Below are 18,455 nucleotides of genomic sequence, written 5' to 3' on the forward strand. Positions count from 1 at the left end.
AACCAATTTTAGCGATGAAACAACCAAATTATACAAAAAGAGAATTCCTAAAACTACTTGGTACAGGTAGTTTAGGGATTTTTTTTATGTCTTTTTATTCGTTTGATGATTTTTTGGATGATGATTTAATAATCTTGACAAAAGATGATGAAAAGTATAATCAATACCGAAAATCATTCAATAAAAGAATTGAGAAATTTCCTAAGATTATAGCAGTTTGTAAATCAGAAACTGGAATAAAAAAAGCAATTGCATTAGCAAACGAAAAGAAACTAAAAATTGCAATTCGAAGTGGAGGGCATAGTTTTGAAGGTTTTTCGAATGTTGATAACGGATTGTTGATTCATCTTGGATTGATGAACAAAATTACGTGGTTGCAAGAGAATAAAGTAAAATTACAACCAGCTTGTTTGTTGCAAGAAATTTATGCGAATTTTTTACCTAAGAAAAGAATTATTCCAGCTGGATCATGTGGAACTGTGGCTATTGGTGGTTTGACTTTGGGCGGTGGCTATGGTTTTTTTAGCCGAAAATATGGGTTGACCTGTGATAATCTGCTTCGTGTAAAAATGATCGATTACAAAGGAAATACAATCGACTCTGATAAAGATCCAGATTTACTTTGGGGGTGCAAAGGCGGCGGAAATGGAAATTTTGGAGTTGTGACGGAATTACATTTCAAAACTTATCCTGCGCCACAATCTTTCAGCGGATATCGTATGAAGTTTAATAATTTGACTTCTGATAAATTTGTCAAATTAATTCGATTTTGGTTTCAAGCAACGGAAAAGTTACCCAACGAAGCTTTTTCGGCTTTTGTGTTGAATGGAAAATTTTTAACGATTTTATTTACCAATTTTGCAGCAAATCAAACTGATTTTGAGAAAATATTTTCGAGTTTAATTCCACTAGCGAATGATTACAAACCGATGAAAAATAGAAATCTGGCTGCTGCGCTCAAAAATTATTATGGTGTAACAGAACCAATTTATTTCAAAAATTCTTCGGCTGGTTTGTACACAGGAATTGAAGACATCGAAAAAGGTTTGGAAGATATTTTTGCAAAAGTTGTTGCTTCTAAAGGAATGATTTATCAGATCAATACTTTGGGAGGAAAAATCAATGAAGTCAAAGCTTCAGATTCTGCTTATCCACATCGTGATATTAATTATTTGAGCGAATTACAAGCATATTGGGATTTGCCTTCGCAAGAAGAAAAGTTGACAAAATCATTTGAAGAAGTGCAACAATTATTAAGAAATCTTGGAAATGTAAAACAGTACCGAAATTATCCAGATATTAATTTTCCTGATGCAAATAATGCTTATTTCGGAAATAATTTGGTTCGATTACAAAAGTTGAAAAAGAAATATGATCCAAATAATTTGTTTGATTATCCACAAGTGATTAAATAGTAAAAGCCCTTCTATAGAAGGGCTTTTACTATTTAATTCATTTATTTTAGAACTTATATCGTAAACTCACGATAAAATATCTTCCCAAAACATTTTTAGTTGTAGTCGATATGTAGTTATCATTAAATCCATTCGAAACAATTACGTTGTTTCCTAATAAGTTTCCACCTGTAAGAGTTAAATAAGTTTTCTTCGCAATATTGTATCGCGCAGAAGCATTCCACTCTTTTGCTGTGTTTATTTCTACTCCATCACGGTATTGTAAGCGATAAGAGAAATCGGTCTGAACTAATAATTTACTTGTAGCGGACCAAGCAGCTTCCCCGTATGGACGCCAGTTCGTAAATTTCTGTTCAGATAATGATTGATATTTACTTAGGTTTAAATTAACCCCAGCCTTCAATTCAAATTTCTTTTTGAATGTGAATGAGTTCTCTAAATTATATGTTTGATTAAAACTTTTGTTGTTTACATTGTTCAAATCATCATTTTTAACAACTCCATTTTCATATTCAATATTTCGTGTAATGGTATAATAATTAGAAGTAGAAATATTACCTGTTAATCGTGCATTGTACCATTTAGCAAAACGTTTCCCAATCATGAAATATCCTGAATAAGTTTCTTGGTTACTACCAGAATTAATTAAGGTATTGAATTGATAGTTATTTACAATTGTATCGTTTCCAGAGATGATAAAATCACGGTTTAAAACAGATTGCGTTTGTATACTTTTTTCTTGTAATGTATAACTCAAATTCGCAAAAATATTAAAGAATGTGAATGAGTTAAAATGACTAAAATTAAGACTTGCTGTATGTGTCAAAGCTTGTCTTAAGTTTCTATTTCCGTAGAAAATAGATTGGTAACTTTGAATGGTGTACGAATCATTAAAATCTTTTGTGTACGGATAGCTATAGCTTTGTGAATAACTTGCGCGAACACTTGTTGCATTGTTGAACTTGTATTGCAAATTCAGGTGAGGTAAAAATTTCGTTTCCGAACGATTTAATTTTTCACCATCTTGGTATTTCGATTTCTCATTAAAGAACGAAACTCCAGCTCCCGCATCTACTTGAAAGTTTCCTAGTTTCTTTGTCAAAGTTACATCAGCAAAGGTCTCGTTGTAATCTAAATCTGTATTAGTGATTAATGAATTATCATTCATTAATTTCTGAAAATCATAGATTTTATTTTCAAAATCTTGCGTACTAAAATTTGTTCCAACCTTAATTTTAAGGTTAGATGTATTTGTCAACAAGTGATTGTAGATTCCATATAATTGAACAGTATTCAAAACAAAATTTTGATCTTGATTGATATTATATTGATTATTTACTTGAGATAAATTCTTGAACAAATTAAAAGATGAGAACGGATTTGCTGTTGATAAAACATTGTAATCTGGCGTATCTTTTTGATATTGATGACGGAAATATAAACCAACATTATCATCGCGTCCAACTTTACGGATGTAAGATAAAGTTTGTGATAAAGAGTAATTCTTTTGTTCAGAATTTACATTTCTAAAGCTATTTTTTTGATCGTTATAATAGCTATCAACCAATTGTTCGTTTTCGCTATCTAAATAATTAAAATTTAAGCGATATTTAATTTGTCCTTTATCATTCGGATTATAATCTAAACGCAAGCGCGACATTCCCATCAAAATATTGCTCTTATTTTGTTCCTGATCGACTGTTGTATAAGGTGTTTCGATGTTATTGTAATAACGCTCAGATTTAGAATCGTAACGAATATTATTGGTATTAAGTAAACCAAAACCAGAGATTTTTAATTTCTTATTTGGTTCAACACCAAAATGCACAGCACCATTATAGGTATTCATACTCGGCGCATCATTTTTTGTCATCAGGTTTAGATTGTTCGAATTTCCTCTTAATGAATAAATACTTCCTTCAGAATTAAATTCAGAATATCCACCAAAGAAGCTCATATAATCATCTTGATCAAAAACTTGTTTCCCGAATGTATTAAAATCATTGATTAAAGTTCCGTCCGTTTTTTCTGAGAAATAGAAAATTTTAGCTTGCGCATCTGTATGTTTGTCCGCATCTCCACCTAACGTCACATTACCAAAAGCAAGACGCTTCATATCATCTTTTAGTTCGATGTTTAACGAGAATTGTTCGTCATCTTCTTGTAAGGAAGAAGCAAAAGGATTTGATTTAAACTTCGTGTTTAATTGTATTTTAGAAACCGCATCCGAAGGTAAATTTTTGTTCAATAATTTTTCGTTACCACCCAAAACTTCACGTCCACCAACTGTTACTTGCGACATTGGTTTACCTTTGTACATTACCTTTCCATTTTGAACTTCAATTCCAGGTAATTTTTTAAGGATATCTTCTAATGTTTCCTCATTTCCAACTTTGAAAGAATCTGCATCAAACTCAATTGTATCACCTTTTACTTTGATCGCTTGTTGAGCTTTTACAATTGTTTCTTTTAAAGAAATTTCTTTTCCTTGTTTAAGCTTTATTTTTTTGTTGACATTTTCAGTCAAATCAACATTCTCAACATATGTTTCGTAACCAGCTTGCTCAATTTCGATGTCATATTTTTGTCCACAAGGCAATTTGAATTCAAATTCACCCATGTTACTTGTAAAAACAAAACCTTTTCCTTCGTTTTTACTATCAAAAATAGAGACAGAAGCATCTGTAACAGGAATTCCAGCATCATTTGCAACAGCACCTTTTAATTTACATTCTTGTGCAAATGAGATTAGAGCAGCTGAAGTAAATAAAATTAGATAGAGTAATTTCTTCATATGTATTTTTTAGTTGATGACTCAAAATAGAGTTTTTGTAAAACACATCTGTTTATGTGTTAGAAACAGATGTGTTTTATATTTTGTTTAATGAATTATTGGGTATCTACACCGCTATTCATCATTTCTTTCATCTTTTTTTGCATATCTTCTACAATTTTCATGAATTGATTATGCGTTACAGTTTCACCTTTTGTAGGAATGCTAACTTTTAATTCTTTATCCGAAAGTTTTAATTCTTTTAAAGTGAAAATCATTGTTGTTCCTTGGTAATCAAATTGAGCTTTTACAATTAAACCAGGTAAGCCAGCTAAAGAAGTTGGTCCATCTTTTATTGGAATTTCTGGCGCAAACCAAGCTGTTACTGGAATAGAATCCATCATAACGCCTTCTGCTTTTGTTGCTTTGTATCCTGCAATATCAGTTTTCTCACGAGAAATTTTCCATTTGTAATCAGGAATTTGGTCTTTAATCAAATATTGTTTTGCCCCCATATCAACTTCTTTGTAATACAAATTTGGAGTTACTGTAAAGTCTTTATAAGTTGGTTTATTATCGAATGATGCCATTTGTTGAGCAATCATTCCTCCTTGAGATTGAGCATTTCCTACTTTTTGTTCTAATACAAAAGTTGATTGTTTTGAATTACTTTTTAAGAAATAGTTCATGAAAACACCAGCATCAATTTCAGCTTTCAACATTGGACCAACTTGTGAGCGATATTGTTGAGGAACTTGTGCCATTGTTTTGTCATAATCCAATTTCATTTCGCAAACATAAGTTGCGTCTATATTTTGTGTTTTATTGTCTTGCGCGATAGAAATTGTTGTTGTGATAATTCCTAAGGCAAATGTTAAGATTGCTTTTCTCATAATTGTTGTATTTGTCTAATTAGTCTGCTTTTATTGACTAATGTTACAGATATTTGCTTAAATTATTCTAAAAATAAAATGTCATTCAAAAAGTTAAGGATTTTCAAATGACATTTTTATCTAGCAATTTATTATTTTTTTATAATAAATACGTCGAGACATTTCCTCCTTTTTTGATAAAATCTTCTTTCAATTCATCAAAAAGTTCTTGGTTAATAGCCTTTGTTGTTCCTTCTAAAATATATGTTGTATATCCCAATTCTAAAGCATCTTTTGCTGTATAATACACACAATAATCAGCTGCTAAACCGCAAATGTATACACTCGTTACATTATGATCTTTCAAAAATCCATTTAGCCCTGTTGGATTCTTTTTATTCACATCAAAAAAAGCACTATACGAATCAACTTCTGGATTCATACCTTTTCGGATGATTGCACTTATTTTATTTTGCTTGATATCTTTGTGTATTTCTGCTCCTTTAGTGCCTTGTACACAATGATCTGGCCACAAAACCTGACGATTTCCACCTAATTCGATTACATCAAAAGGTTGTTTATCTGTATGTTGAGAAGCAAAACTTTTGTGATTTGCAGGATGCCAATCTTGCGTTGCCACAACAACATCATACTTTTCTTGTAATTTGTTTATGCGTTCGATAATTTTATCTCCATCATTCACAGCTAAGGAACCTTCTGGTAAAAAATCGTATTGCATATCTACGATGATTAAAGCTTTCATAGTATTTTATTTCTTAAGATTAATTTAGAATTAAATATAAGTTTTATAATATGAAATTGAACCAATTTTTTATGAAAATTAATCGAATTTTAAGAAACCTTAATCTCGTTTATTTACGCCAGAATTTCGCATTTCTTCAAAACGTGAGCGTTGTTCTTGCATCAATTTATCAAATTCTGTTTGCGAAATAGCACCTTTATCTTTTGGTTTTTCGATTGGTTTTGAATTCGTTGATGTTTTGATATCCGTCAAAGAAATAATTTTAGAGCCTTTAAACATGCCTCTGTTAATTTCTGTTTGTACTTCTGCAATCAAACCTGGTAATCCCCAATAATTTTCTGGACCAGTTTTATATTTTAATGTTGGAATGTACCAAACTGTTGTCTGAACGCTATCGATAATAGCAGTTGCTTTTTTAGCTTCATTCCCTAAGATTGTTTTTGTTTCTCGTGTTAATTTCCAATCAAAATTTTGCAAAGAATCTTTCACAACATAACTTTTCCCCATCATGTTTTGCTCTTTTAAAAGCAAATGATTTGTACTATTTTTATAAATATTATCTCCATTCATCGACATCATTCGCATTCCGCCTCCACGTGGACCTCTTATTCCTTGACTTTGATCGTTTGATATTTTTTCAACCATTTTATACAAAGATTCATCTCCCAAAATAGTCAACTTAGCTTCTTGAGGTTCTTGAATATTTTTCTTGAATTGCTCTTGCATTTCTTTTGACATCGTACGTCCATTGCCACCTCCCGGAGGTTGAAACGTAAAATCGTCTGGCAAAATAATACGCGTTGTGTATGAAATTTCTACTTTTTCTTGTTGCGAAAAGGCTGAAAAACTAACTAGTAAAATAAAAACTGAAATTATTTTTTTCATTTTAAATGTGATTATAGCTCTTAGACAAGAAATAGTATAAAATGTTTAATGAAGGATGAAAATATTTTCTTTAATCCTTACTAACACCTTCAGAACTCATCTGTTTTAGCCTTTCCATTGCTTTTTCACTTAACGCTTTATATTCTTCGTTGGTGATTGTATTTTTATCTTTTGGTTTTTCGATTGGTTTGAGGTTTGGGATTTCTTTGACTTCTGTTGCACGAATAGTACTACTTTCGATTCCTTTATTTTTTGAGTTTTTGATTTCTACTTCTAATATCAAACCAGGCAAACCATTATAAATTCCAGGTCCATCTTTTATCGCAATACTTGGAGCATACCATGCGATTACAGTTGTTGTACTATCCACAATTGCTGTTGCTTTTTTGACATCAAAACCAATTAATTTCTTTGTTTCACGCGTCAGTTGCCATTTGTATTCGGTTAATTTATCTTTTATTGTATAAGTTTTGTCAAATGATTTTACACTTTTCAAATAATCTTTTGTAGTTAAATTTTTGAATAAACCATTTCCTGAATCTCCAAAACTCATCGAAACTCTCATTCCATTTCCTCCTTGTTGATTATCTATTTTTTCGACTTTATTATAAGATGATTCGTATTCATTGATTGTTAAGATAAAATCTTTTGGCTCTTGCATATTCTTAATCATGTCATTGTAAACATCAGTCGGAATTGTACTTTCTTTACCATTTGTAGAAAATTTTACAGAACCTTTAAATTCTTCTGCATTTACTTTTACAATCTCTTGATAATTCACTTCAAGCTTTTGTGCAAAAGAAATAGTGGTAAGTAGAACGAAATAAGTAAATAATGTAACTATTTTTTTCATTGTAGTTTGATTTGTTCTACAATGATAGTAATATTTTTATATTCTACAATAATAGAATTAAAAATTTATAGAAATTTTAAGAAATGATTTAATATTTGAAGACAGATTATTTTAAATCCTTAAAGTACTGACGTTTTTGTATGAAATACTGAAATGGCAATAATTCTTTATCCGAATAATTTTTAATTTGATGTTGTTGACGTTTTTTATACATTTTTATAAAACCAAAATAAAAATGCATATGTGATAAGAAAACAGCCCAAACATGTGGAAGTCCTTGTTTTGGTAAAAATGCAACAGCAGCAATTCCATCCATAGAAAGACGTGTGAAAAGCATCGGAAAAAGTTTGTTTGCAGGTAGATTTTTAAGCATCATCCACAAACTATTTCGGTAATTTAGATACCATTTTTTTGGATTGGCTTTATCCAAAGTTGCACCGCCCAAATGATAAACAGTCGATTCTCCACAATAATAAATTTTTCGTCCAGTATTGTTTAATCGCCAACACAAGTCGATTTCTTCCATGTGTGCAAAGAATTCTTCGTCAAAACCATTTTGTTCAAAGAAATCTTTTTTTCGAATAAATAAGCTTGCGCCAGTTGCCCAAAAAATTTGTGTGGAATCATTATATTGTCCGTTATCTTTTTCTAAAGTTGAAAAAACACGTCCGCGACAAAATGGATAACCAAACTTATCGATGAAACCTCCTCCGGCACCAGCATATTCAAAATATTCTTTGTTTTTGTAGTCTAATATTTTGGGTTGAATAGCCGCAATATCAGAATTATTATCGAATAACTTTTCAATTGGTTCTATCCAATTCTCAGTTACTTCGACATCCGAATTTAATAAACAGAAATATTCTACATCAATTTGTTTTAAACCTTCGTTATAGCCTTGTGCAAAACCATAATTTCCTTTGTTCTGAATGATTTTGACAGAAGGAAACTGAGTTGTCAACAATTCGATTGAATTGTCAGTCGACGCATTATCAATTACATAAATTGTTGCATTTTTAGAATTGTTAATAACTGAAGGTAAAAATTGAGGCAATAATTTTTCGCCATTCCAATTTAGGATTGCAATTGCTGTTTTCATGAATATTTAAAATTACAAATCGGCATATTTCCAACGTTTGTGGCTCCAAAGCCAATTATCTGGATGTTGTTGAATGGTTTGTTCTAAATGATGAAAAAATTGATGAACAATTTCATTTTCTTCAAATTTATCTTGTTGAGGTTGTAGTCGAATAAAAGTTGTGTGATAATGACCGCGTTTTATTTTTTCGGTTTGACAAAAGACAACAGCCATGTCTTTGCGGCGTGCAATTTTATCAAAACCATTAAAAACAGGCGTTCTCTGATTGAGGAAATCAATAAAATAGTGAACAGCCGATTGTTTTGGACTTTGATCTGCGACAAATAAATAGGCTAATTCTCCATCATTTGGAGCTTTCATCATAAAACGCAACACATCTTTCATATCTAACGCTTTTGTTCCGAAACGACCACGCATTGCATTGATTTTATCGTTCCAAAAAGGATTTCTAATTTTATGGTAGACAGCTGCACTTTCTTTTGTTGGTAAATGTTTTACCGTTCCAATAAACCATTCCCAATTGAAAATATGCCCACACATCATCATGACATCTCGTTTTTCATTTTTTATTTCATTAAAAACGTCGAGATTAGAATATGTAAATCGTTTGTCCAATTCTTCTTGAGAAATAGAAAAACTTTTTAAAGTTTCAACTAAATAATCACAAAAATTTGCATAAAATTTCTTGTGAATTACTTTGATTTCTTCCTGAGATTTTTCGGGAAAAGAGTTTTCTAAATTTGTTCTAATGACACGTCTTCTATAACCAATAACTGTGTATAGCAGAAAGAACAGAAAATCCGAGAATTTGTATAAAACCGAAAGAGGTAAACGTGAAATTTGATAAATTATGAAATAAAAAATGCTATTCATTTGACAAACAAATAAGCGACAAATTTACGAATTAAATTTGTTCGTTGCTTGCCAAATTGCATCTTTCGGAACTGGAGCTACAATTGTCATTTCTTCTTTTTTTACAGGATGCTCAAATGTAATGCGATGCGCATGTAAACAAATGCTTCCATCAGGATTAGAACGTTTAGCACCGTATTTCAAATCGCCTTTGATAGGACAACCAACCGAAGAAAGTTGTGCGCGAATTTGATGCGAACGACCTGTAAATAACTTCACTTCGACACAATGAAAAGTATCCAAAGCGCCTAAATAGGTGTATTCTAAAATTGCTTTTTTAGCATCAGGCGTTGGTTTAGAATAAACCGTTGTTTTATTATTTTTTGGATTTTTCTTTAGATAATGTTCCAATCTTTCGAAGTCTTTTGGAGGTTTACTCTGTACAATCGCGCGATAAACTTTGTCAATGTTTCGTTTCTGAAACATTTCGTTCATACGCGTTAAGGCTTTCGAAGTTTTAGCAAAAATCAACACACCAGAAGTTGGACGATCCAAACGGTGAACTAATCCTAAGAAAACATTTCCAGGTTTGTTATCGCGGTTTTTTATATAGTCCTTTAGACTATCGATAAGTGGAATGTCGCCTGTTTCGTCTCCTTGTGCTAATTCGCCTGCTTTTTTGTTAATAATTAACAAATGATTATCTTCGAATAAAATTTCTGGATTCATGTTATTGAGAATAAGGTTTAGACTTAGAGAAAGTCAACCTAATTAATTAGAATTTATTTAATTTTTAATGCTTTTTTGAGTTTATTAATCTCAAAAATTGTAGCATTTAATTCTTCAAGAAGAAGATTTATTGTGTTTTCGTTAAAATATCCAACTTTCTGTCCATAATACAAATGAGATTTTGTTTCGAAAGCCGAACCTTTTGCGATTTCATAATATTTAACTTTATCATTAATACTAGATTTGCCAAAACCTTCAGCAATATTTGCTGAAATACTTTCTGCAGAACGTCTTATTTGTGATGTTAACCCATAATCTTCTGTTCGAGGTAAATTTGAACTTAACTCAAAAACTTGAACAGCGATATTCATTGCTTTTATCCAAATTGGCATTTCTGTGAAATCGTGATAAGGCATGAGTTAAGATTTAGGTTAAGAAATAGACTGAGATTAAAAAAAGTTTAGAAAGAGGTTAAGATTGAGTTTTGTCTTTTCCTCAATCTCAACCTTAACCTTAATTTCTAATATTGTTCATTCGCATTTGGAAAGTCGCCCGATTTTACATCCGCAACATATTGTCCAACAGCTTGATGAATTTGATCTTCTAAGTTTAAATATTTGCGAACAAATTTTGGTTTGAATTCGTTGTTTAATCCCAACATATCATGTACAACTAAAACTTGTCCGTCGCAACCAGCTCCTGCTCCAATTCCAATTGTAGGGATATTAACAGAGGCTGTTACTTTAGCAGCTAAATCAGCTGGAATTTTTTCCATTACTAATGAAAAACATCCTAATTCTTCTAATAATTTAGCATCGCTAATTAATTTTTCTGCTTCCGCATCTTCTTTTGCACGTACTTTATATGAACCAAATTGGTAAATAGATTGTGGCGTAAGACCTAAGTGTCCCATAACAGGAATACCAGCATTTACGATACGACGAATAGATTCTTCGATTTCTTTTCCACCTTCTAATTTGATCGCGTGTGCACCAGATTCTTTCATGATTCGAACAGAAGATTCTAAGGCTTTTTGCGGATCAGATTGATAAGTTCCGAAAGGTAAATCAACGACAACCAAAGCGCGTTTAGCACCACGAACGACACATTGAGCATGGTAAATCATTTGATCCAAAGTAATTGGTAAAGTCGTTTCGTGACCAGCCATTACATTAGCAGCAGAATCACCAACTAAAATAACTTCAGTTCCAGCCGCATCTACAAGCGAAGCGATTGTAAAATCGTAAGCCGTTAACATCGAAATTTTTTCTCCGGTAAATTTCATGTTACGCACAGTTTCGGTAGTGATACGTTTGATTTCTTTATTTACAGACATTACGTTTATATTTTTAACTTTTGTAAAGTTAATTTGAATATTAAAACAGAACTAATTTTGACTGATATTTTTTCCAGTTTGACAAATGAAGAAGAAGATAAACGGTTCGTTGAAAATGAAATAACAATTTTTACAATTTTATAAACGTAAATATACTTGTCTATTTGCTCATTTTTAGTAAATTGGTATTCGAATTGAGAGAATTTCACTAAATTTGTTCTCTTAAACTAATTTTAAATAACCATAAATGAAAATAGCAATAGTGGGAACAGGCTACGTTGGTCTGTCTAACGCAATTTTATTAGCTCAGCATAATGAGGTAGTGGCGTTAGATGTTGTTCCAGAAAAGATTGCAATGCTCAATGCAAAAAAATCTCCAATTGAAGATAAAGAAATTATAGATTTTTTGCAGAATAAGGAGCTTAATTTTCTTGCGACTTTAGACAAAGAAACTGCGTATGCAAATGCAGAATATGTGATTGTTGCAACGCCTACGGACTATGATCCAAAAACAAATTATTTTAATACATCAAGTGTAGAATCGGTTATAAAGGATGTCAAGCAATATAATCCGAATGCTGTAGTTATTATAAAATCGACTGTTCCGGTTGGTTTTGTTGAAGATTTAAAATCACGATTAGACTATCAAAATATTATTTTTTCTCCTGAATTTTTGCGAGAAGGAAAAGCTTTATACGACAATTTGTATCCATCAAGAATTATTATCGGTGAACAAAGTGAAAGAGCAGAAGTTTTTGCGAATTTGTTAAAAGAAGGAGCAATTAAGAAAGATATTCCGACGTTGTTTACTCATTCAACAGAAGCAGAAGCAATCAAATTATTTTCGAATACCTATTTAGCTTTGCGTGTCGCTTATTTTAATGAGTTAGATAGCTATGCACAAACATTCAACTTGGATAGTAAACAAATTATCGAAGGAGTTGGTTTGGATCCTCGTATCGGTTCACATTACAACAATCCATCATTTGGTTATGGTGGATATTGTTTGCCAAAAGATACGAAGCAATTATTGGCTAATTATGATGCAGTTCCGAATAATATTATTCAAGCAATTGTTGACGCAAACAGAACGCGAAAAGATTTTATTGCAGATTCTATCATCGCAAAAAATCCTAAAAAAGTTGGTGTTTATCGCTTGATTATGAAGTCAGGTTCGGATAATTTTAGAGCTTCTGCGATTCAAGGAGTAATGAAACGAATCAAAGCAAAAGGAATTGAAGTGGTGGTTTATGAACCGGTTCTGAAAGAAGATTCTTTCTTTGGATCGAAAGTGATGAATGATTTTGAAGCTTTTAAGGCAGCATGTGATGTGATTATCTCGAATCGAAATGCACCTGAATTAGCTGACGTGAAAGAGAAAGTTTATACCCGAGATTTATTTGGAAATGACTAAAAATAACAACTATAAAAATACTATGAACACAATCTTAATCACTGGGGGAGCTGGTTTTATCGGTTCTCACGTTGTAAGAGAATTTGTCTTAAAATATCCTGAAACGAAAATCATCAACCTTGATGCGTTGACATATGCGGGAAATTTAGAGAATTTGAAAGATATCGAAAGTAAATCAAATTACGAATTCGTAAAAGCTGATATTACTGACGCAAAACATATATTAGAAGTTTTTGAAAGACATCAACCAGATGGTGTTATTCATTTAGCTGCCGAATCTCACGTGGATCGTTCTATTACAAATCCGTTGGATTTTGTGATGACGAATGTGATTGGAACAGTAAACTTATTGAATGCTGCAAAAACGATTTGGAACAATAATTTCGAAGGAAAACGTTTTCATCATGTTTCAACAGATGAGGTTTTTGGCGCTTTGGGTGATGAAGGTTTTTTTACGGAAGAAACTTCTTATGATCCGCATTCGCCATATTCGGCTTCAAAAGCATCTTCAGATCATTTTGTGAGAGCTTATCATGATACGTACGGTTTACCAATTGTGATGACAAATTGTTCAAATAATTACGGACCAAATCATTTTCCAGAAAAATTAATTCCGTTGTGTATTCATAATATTTTGAATGGAAATCCACTTCCAATTTATGGAGATGGAAAATATACGCGTGATTGGTTATTCGTGATCGATCATGCCAAAGCGATTGATTTAGTTTTTCATGAAGGAAAAAATGGAGGTTCTTATAATGTAGGAGGTTTCAACGAATGGAAAAACATCGATTTGGTGAAAGAATTGTGTAAGCAAATGGATGAAAAATTGGGTAAAGAAGCGGGAACTTCAGAACAATTAATCACATTTGTGAAAGATCGTCCAGGTCACGATTTACGTTATGCAATTGATGCGACTAAAATCAACGAAGAATTAGGCTGGAAACCAAGTGTGACGTTTGAGCAAGGTTTGAGTCTAACAATTGATTGGTTTTTATCAAACAAAGAATGGCTAGACAATGTAACATCTGGAGATTACCAAAATTATTACGAAAAACAATATAATTAAATAGTTTTAGGTTTTGGAAAAAGAACCTAAAAATTTTAAACAACCTAAATTTATTTATTTTATGAGTTTAAACTCAGAAACAAACCAATGGACAGAAGTTATTGAGTCTAAGCATAGCTTTTTTACATTAAATCTAAAAGAGGTTTGGAGGTACAGAGATCTCGTTTACATGTTAGTGAAGAGAGATTTTATTACTTCATTTAAACAAACAGTTTTAGGACCCATTTGGTTTTTTATCAATCCTATTTTCACGACAATAATGTATGTTATTGTATTTGGAAATGTTGCAGGATTATCGACTGATGGTGCACCAAAAATGGCATTCTATTTAGCAGGTGTTACTTTATGGAACTATTTTTCATCTTGTCTTACAGGAACTTCTTCTGTTTTTAGAGGAAATGCCTCAATTTTTGGGAAAGTCTATTTCCCGCGTTTGGTTATGCCTTTATCTATAGTTGTTTCTAACTTAATGCGATTTGGTGTTCAATTTGCACTATTTATTTGTGTTATTATCTATTATTATTTTACAGAAGGTAACGTGCATCCTAACTTATGGATATTAGCCACTCCATTTTTAATTGTATTAATGGCAGGGTTTGCCATGGGAACAGGAATGATATTTTCTTCTTTAACGACTAAATATCAAGACGTAAATATGCTTTTAGGGTTTGGAGTGTCTTTGTTTATGTACGCTACACCTGTTATTATGCCTGTTTCTGCATTTCCAGAGAAATACAAATGGATTGCAGAATTAAATCCATTGACAGGTATCTTCGAATGCTTTAAATATGGCTATTTAGGTGTGGGTGATTTTAATATCGGAATGTTAACCTATTCTTCTATTTTTACATTGATCATTGTAATTATCGGAACCTTGATTTTCAATAAGGTCGAGAAAAGTTTTATGGATACGGTTTAATTTTAAAAGATGTAATGATGTCAAAAAATATAGTTTTAGATGTTGAAAATGTTTCGAAACAGTATCGTTTAGGAGAAGTAGGAACAGGAACATTGCAACATGATATAAAAAGATGGTTTGCTTCTATTCAAGGAAAGGAAGATCCTTATCTTAAAATTGGAGAAACCAATGATCGTACTCAAAAAGGAGATTCGGATTACGTTTGGGCATTAAAAGATATTAATTTTCAAGTAGAACAGGGGCAAGCTGTTGGGATTATTGGGCGAAATGGAGCAGGAAAATCAACGTTATTGAAACTTCTTTCGCGAGTTACAAAGCCAACAACAGGGGCTATAAAATACAAAGGAAGAATTGCTTCTTTGTTAGAAGTTGGTACAGGTTTTCATCCTGAAATGACAGGTCGTGAAAACATCTATTTAAATGGAGCAATTCTTGGAATGACGCGTAAAGAAATTACACGTAAGTTCGATGAAATTGTAGATTTTGCAGGAGTAGAACGTTATATAGATACGCCAGTTAAGCGTTATTCTTCGGGAATGTATGTTCGTTTAGCTTTTGCTGTTGCAGCACATTTGGAGTCAGAAATTCTGATTGTTGATGAGGTTCTTGCTGTTGGTGATGCCGAATTTCAAAAGAAATGTCTTGGTAAAATGGGTGATGTAACCAAAGGAGAAGGACGTACTATTTTGTTTGTAAGTCATAATATGGCTGCGATTCAAAACTTATGTGATTATGGAGCTTATATGGAGAATGGCACAATAAGATATTCTGGAGAAATACAGAAAACAATTGATTCATATTTATTAGGAAATAATGCTAATCTAAAAACAAAGAATCTTGTTAAAAAATTTAAGTCCGAATTTAAAACTAATATAAAATCTCTAAGTTTAATTGATGTTGACTCACAGTTAGAAAAAACATCTTTTAAGATGGGGGAGAAAATTAAATTAAGAATTGAGTTAGATATTCAAGAAAGTTTTAACGATTTAGGAATTAATGTTAGAATGAATGATGTATATGGAAACGGTATTGCTGCATGGAGAACTTCTGAAATGGGAATCGAATTAGATTCAACCTCTAAAATAATCGAATTAATTATTGACAAATTAAATGTTTTTGATGGGATTTATAACTTTTCATTATCCCTAAATAATGGATTATCAACAATAGATTTCTTAGATGGTATTATTTCAATAGAAATAATACCATCAGAATTACAGATTTTTGGAGGGAAATCTGTAAATAAATCATATAATTTAATTTATACACCTTGTGAATGGAAACAATATTAAAGAAGATTTATAGAAAGCTATTTTCTAACAAAAATGAAAAACAAGATTACATTATTGATACAACAGATAAAATTGATAAAAATAATAGATTTAAAAATTTAGGGATTTTAGATACGAGTGTTACATCTTTTAATCTTGGAGATAATATAATAATGGAGTCAATCAACCTTCATTTGAATGATACATTTGATAGTAATGCATATTTTACTACATATCCAACTCATATAAGTATTAATAATGTTGAACGTGAATGGTTGTTAGAAAAAGAATTTTTGTTTGTTTCTGGAACAAATTTATTGAATGGTTCTATGGAAAAATTTCGCTCATGGCGAATTAGGAAAGATGATTTAAGTTATTACTATAAAAGATGTGTTCTTTTAGGGGTAGGTTGGGGATTATATGATGATGTAATTACTGAAGAAACACAATTAATTTTAAAAACTATTCTTTCAGATAAGGTTATTCATTCTGTAAGAGATGAGTATACGAAAAATAAATTGAAATCTATAGGTATTAATAATGTAATTAATACATGCTGTCCAACAACTTGGAATTTAAATCAACAAAGCTTTAATAATTTAAAATCAAATAATGTTGTTACTACAATTACAGATTACGATAAAGACTATGAAAATGATTTAAAAATGTTAAAAATGCTAAAATTACATTATAACGAAGTGTATATATGGATTCAAAGTATTAAAGATTTAGATTATTTAGAAGAAATTAATCCTAATAATGAATTAGGATTGAGATTTATCTCACCTAATTTAAATGCTTATCAAAAGTTTTTGGATGCCAATATTAGTAATATTGATTATTTAGGAACAAGACTACATGCAGGTATATATGCAATGCAAAGAGGGATTAGAACGTTAATTATAGGTATTGATAATCGCGCACTTGAGATAGGAAAAGACATTAATTTAAATGTAATAAAAAGAGATGATATTGAAAGTATTACTCCTTTTTTGAAAAGTAAAGATTATATATTACCGACTTTAACAGTTCCTTTGGATAGTATCAATCAATGGAAAAATCAATTTAAATAATGATACCAAAAATAATACATTACTGTTGGTTTGGAGGAAAAGAATTACCACAGTCTGCGATAGATTGTATTACATCTTGGAAAAAATATTTACCAGATTTTGAGATAAAATGTTGGAACGAGGAAACTTTCGATGTTAATTCTCATCAGTTCGTTAAGGAATGTTATGAGGCCAAGAAATATGGGTTTATTGTAGATGTTTTAAGAAATTATGTACTTATAAATGAAGGTGGGATTTATTTAGATACAGACGTAGAGTTTATTAAACCACTTGATTATGAAATGCTAAATTTATCGGCATTTATAAGTTATGAAATTAATAACTTTCCAAATGTAGGTCTAGTAGCCAGTGAAAAGAATGGTAGATTAGTTAACGATGTGTTTGATTTATACAATGATAGGCATTTCATAAATGAAGATGGAAACTTTAATCAATCTTTTACAGGTCCTATGGGTTATAAAAAGATTTTAGAAGATAGAGGGTTAACGCTTGATGGTATCTACAAGAATGAGAATAATTATGTTGTTATATATCCTCAAGAATATTTTTCTCCAAAAAGTTATGAAACAGGTTTAATAGAGTTATCTAAAAATACATATGCCATACATCACTACGAAGCCACATGGATAGATGATAAAGAATTGTTTTATAATAATCAGCGTATTGGTAAAATATTAAAGTATTTAAAATCAGCTTTGAATGAGTCCAAAAATGAAAATGAATTATTAAATCTTCTTAAGAAAGAATTAAAATTTTCAAACTCGGACCTTATAATTTACGCTTTGAAAGATTTTTATAAGAATAAAACTAGTTAGTTTTATTCTTATAAAATAATTTATAAAATTTAAAAGGTTTAAAAATTGATTAACAATTAATCTTAGTAATTGACCATACTGCAATCAAACCCAATACTTAGACTAATATCTATTATTAATTAAAAGCATCACATTACCAAATCATTATCTAAACATTTAATAATCTCCATTCAAAAATAAAACTTCAAAAAAAAATTAAGCAATCAACAAACTTATTCAGCCCCATAGTAACCAATATACATGAAGTATCATTACAGATTCTTATAAGAAAACTCCTCTTTAAGGCGACTTAGAGGCGACATAAATGTAGCACAGAG

At 31.0% G+C, this 18,455-nt stretch carries 17 protein-coding genes; 7 read left to right on the top strand and 10 right to left on the bottom strand.

All coding sequences use genetic code 11. From position 1 onward, the window contains the following. The first annotated feature begins 14 nt into the window (after positions 1-14). Positions 15-1,415, top strand: coding sequence for an FAD-binding protein (locus N5D03_RS01935; protein ID WP_280050781.1), 1,401 nt, complete (start codon positions 15-17; stop codon positions 1,413-1,415). A 46-nt stretch (positions 1,416-1,461) separates the two neighbouring features. On the opposite strand, the gene N5D03_RS01940 is transcribed toward N5D03_RS01935, so the two are convergent. From N5D03_RS01940 to panB, 10 genes are all read right to left on the bottom strand, one after another. Continuing rightward, positions 1,462-4,209 (bottom strand): TonB-dependent receptor, encoded by a 2,748-nt coding sequence (locus N5D03_RS01940; protein WP_280050782.1) that lies wholly within the window; start codon positions 4,207-4,209, stop codon positions 1,462-1,464. Positions 4,210-4,304: 95 nt separating this feature from the next. After that, complete coding sequence (locus N5D03_RS01945) at positions 4,305-5,081, bottom strand: GLPGLI family protein (protein WP_280050783.1); 777 nt, start codon at positions 5,079-5,081, stop codon at positions 4,305-4,307. A gap of 139 nt (positions 5,082-5,220) precedes the next feature. Continuing rightward, positions 5,221-5,823, bottom strand: a complete 603-nt coding sequence (gene pncA / locus N5D03_RS01950; protein WP_280050784.1) for a bifunctional nicotinamidase/pyrazinamidase — start codon at positions 5,821-5,823, stop codon at positions 5,221-5,223. 99 nt (positions 5,824-5,922) lie between these two features. Continuing rightward, positions 5,923-6,708 carry a GLPGLI family protein gene (locus tag N5D03_RS01955; RefSeq protein WP_280050785.1) on the bottom strand — a complete coding sequence of 262 codons (786 nt, stop codon included), beginning with the start codon at positions 6,706-6,708 and terminating at the stop codon, positions 5,923-5,925. A gap of 70 nt (positions 6,709-6,778) precedes the next feature. Continuing rightward, positions 6,779-7,561 carry a GLPGLI family protein gene (locus N5D03_RS01960; RefSeq protein WP_280050786.1) on the bottom strand — a complete coding sequence of 261 codons (783 nt, stop codon included), beginning with the start codon at positions 7,559-7,561 and terminating at the stop codon, positions 6,779-6,781. A 106-nt stretch (positions 7,562-7,667) separates the two neighbouring features. Next, positions 7,668-8,660 (bottom strand): glycosyltransferase family 2 protein, encoded by a 993-nt coding sequence (locus tag N5D03_RS01965; RefSeq protein ID WP_280050787.1) that lies wholly within the window; start codon positions 8,658-8,660, stop codon positions 7,668-7,670. A gap of 12 nt (positions 8,661-8,672) precedes the next feature. After that, on the bottom strand, positions 8,673-9,533 hold the full coding sequence (locus N5D03_RS01970) for a lipid A biosynthesis acyltransferase (RefSeq protein ID WP_280050788.1): 861 nt from the start codon (positions 9,531-9,533) through the stop codon (positions 8,673-8,675). A gap of 24 nt (positions 9,534-9,557) precedes the next feature. Further along, positions 9,558-10,241 (bottom strand): RNA pseudouridine synthase, encoded by a 684-nt coding sequence (locus N5D03_RS01975; protein ID WP_280050789.1) that lies wholly within the window; start codon positions 10,239-10,241, stop codon positions 9,558-9,560. A gap of 53 nt (positions 10,242-10,294) precedes the next feature. Then, positions 10,295-10,657 (bottom strand): four helix bundle protein, encoded by a 363-nt coding sequence (locus tag N5D03_RS01980; protein WP_180905832.1) that lies wholly within the window; start codon positions 10,655-10,657, stop codon positions 10,295-10,297. Positions 10,658-10,761: 104 nt separating this feature from the next. After that, complete coding sequence (panB, locus tag N5D03_RS01985; protein ID WP_280050790.1) at positions 10,762-11,577, bottom strand: 3-methyl-2-oxobutanoate hydroxymethyltransferase; 816 nt, start codon at positions 11,575-11,577, stop codon at positions 10,762-10,764. Positions 11,578-11,824: 247 nt separating this feature from the next. Between panB and N5D03_RS01990 the strand changes: the two genes are divergently transcribed. The 6 genes from N5D03_RS01990 to N5D03_RS02015 all read left to right on the top strand — a co-directional run bounded on the left by N5D03_RS01990 (position 11,825) and on the right by N5D03_RS02015 (position 18,138). Continuing rightward, positions 11,825-12,991: a nucleotide sugar dehydrogenase gene (locus N5D03_RS01990; protein WP_280050791.1), complete on the top strand. Its 1,167-nt coding sequence runs from the start codon at positions 11,825-11,827 to the stop codon at positions 12,989-12,991. 22 nt (positions 12,992-13,013) lie between these two features. Then, positions 13,014-14,060, top strand: a complete 1,047-nt coding sequence (gene rfbB, locus N5D03_RS01995; protein WP_280050792.1) for a dTDP-glucose 4,6-dehydratase — start codon at positions 13,014-13,016, stop codon at positions 14,058-14,060. A gap of 61 nt (positions 14,061-14,121) precedes the next feature. Continuing rightward, a complete protein-coding gene (locus tag N5D03_RS02000; protein WP_280050793.1) occupies positions 14,122-14,979 on the top strand; it encodes an ABC transporter permease in 858 nt (285 codons plus the stop codon). Between the two features lie 17 nt (positions 14,980-14,996). Further along, the gene (locus N5D03_RS02005) at positions 14,997-16,271 is read left to right on the top strand and encodes a polysaccharide ABC transporter ATP-binding protein (protein WP_280050794.1); all 1,275 of its coding nucleotides are present in this window, start codon (positions 14,997-14,999) and stop codon (positions 16,269-16,271) included. Beyond that, positions 16,256-17,323 carry a polysaccharide pyruvyl transferase family protein gene (locus tag N5D03_RS02010; protein WP_052217483.1) on the top strand — a complete coding sequence of 356 codons (1,068 nt, stop codon included), beginning with the start codon at positions 16,256-16,258 and terminating at the stop codon, positions 17,321-17,323. Before N5D03_RS02005 ends, N5D03_RS02010 begins: the two co-directional genes overlap by 16 nt. After that, positions 17,323-18,138, top strand: a complete 816-nt coding sequence (locus N5D03_RS02015) for a glycosyltransferase (RefSeq protein WP_052217484.1) — start codon at positions 17,323-17,325, stop codon at positions 18,136-18,138. Before N5D03_RS02010 ends, N5D03_RS02015 begins: the two co-directional genes overlap by 1 nt. Positions 18,139-18,455 lie beyond the last annotated feature (317 nt).

The organism is Empedobacter sp. GD03861 (genome assembly GCF_029840885.1).
Lineage (GTDB): Bacteria > Bacteroidota > Bacteroidia > Flavobacteriales > Weeksellaceae > Empedobacter > Empedobacter falsenii_B.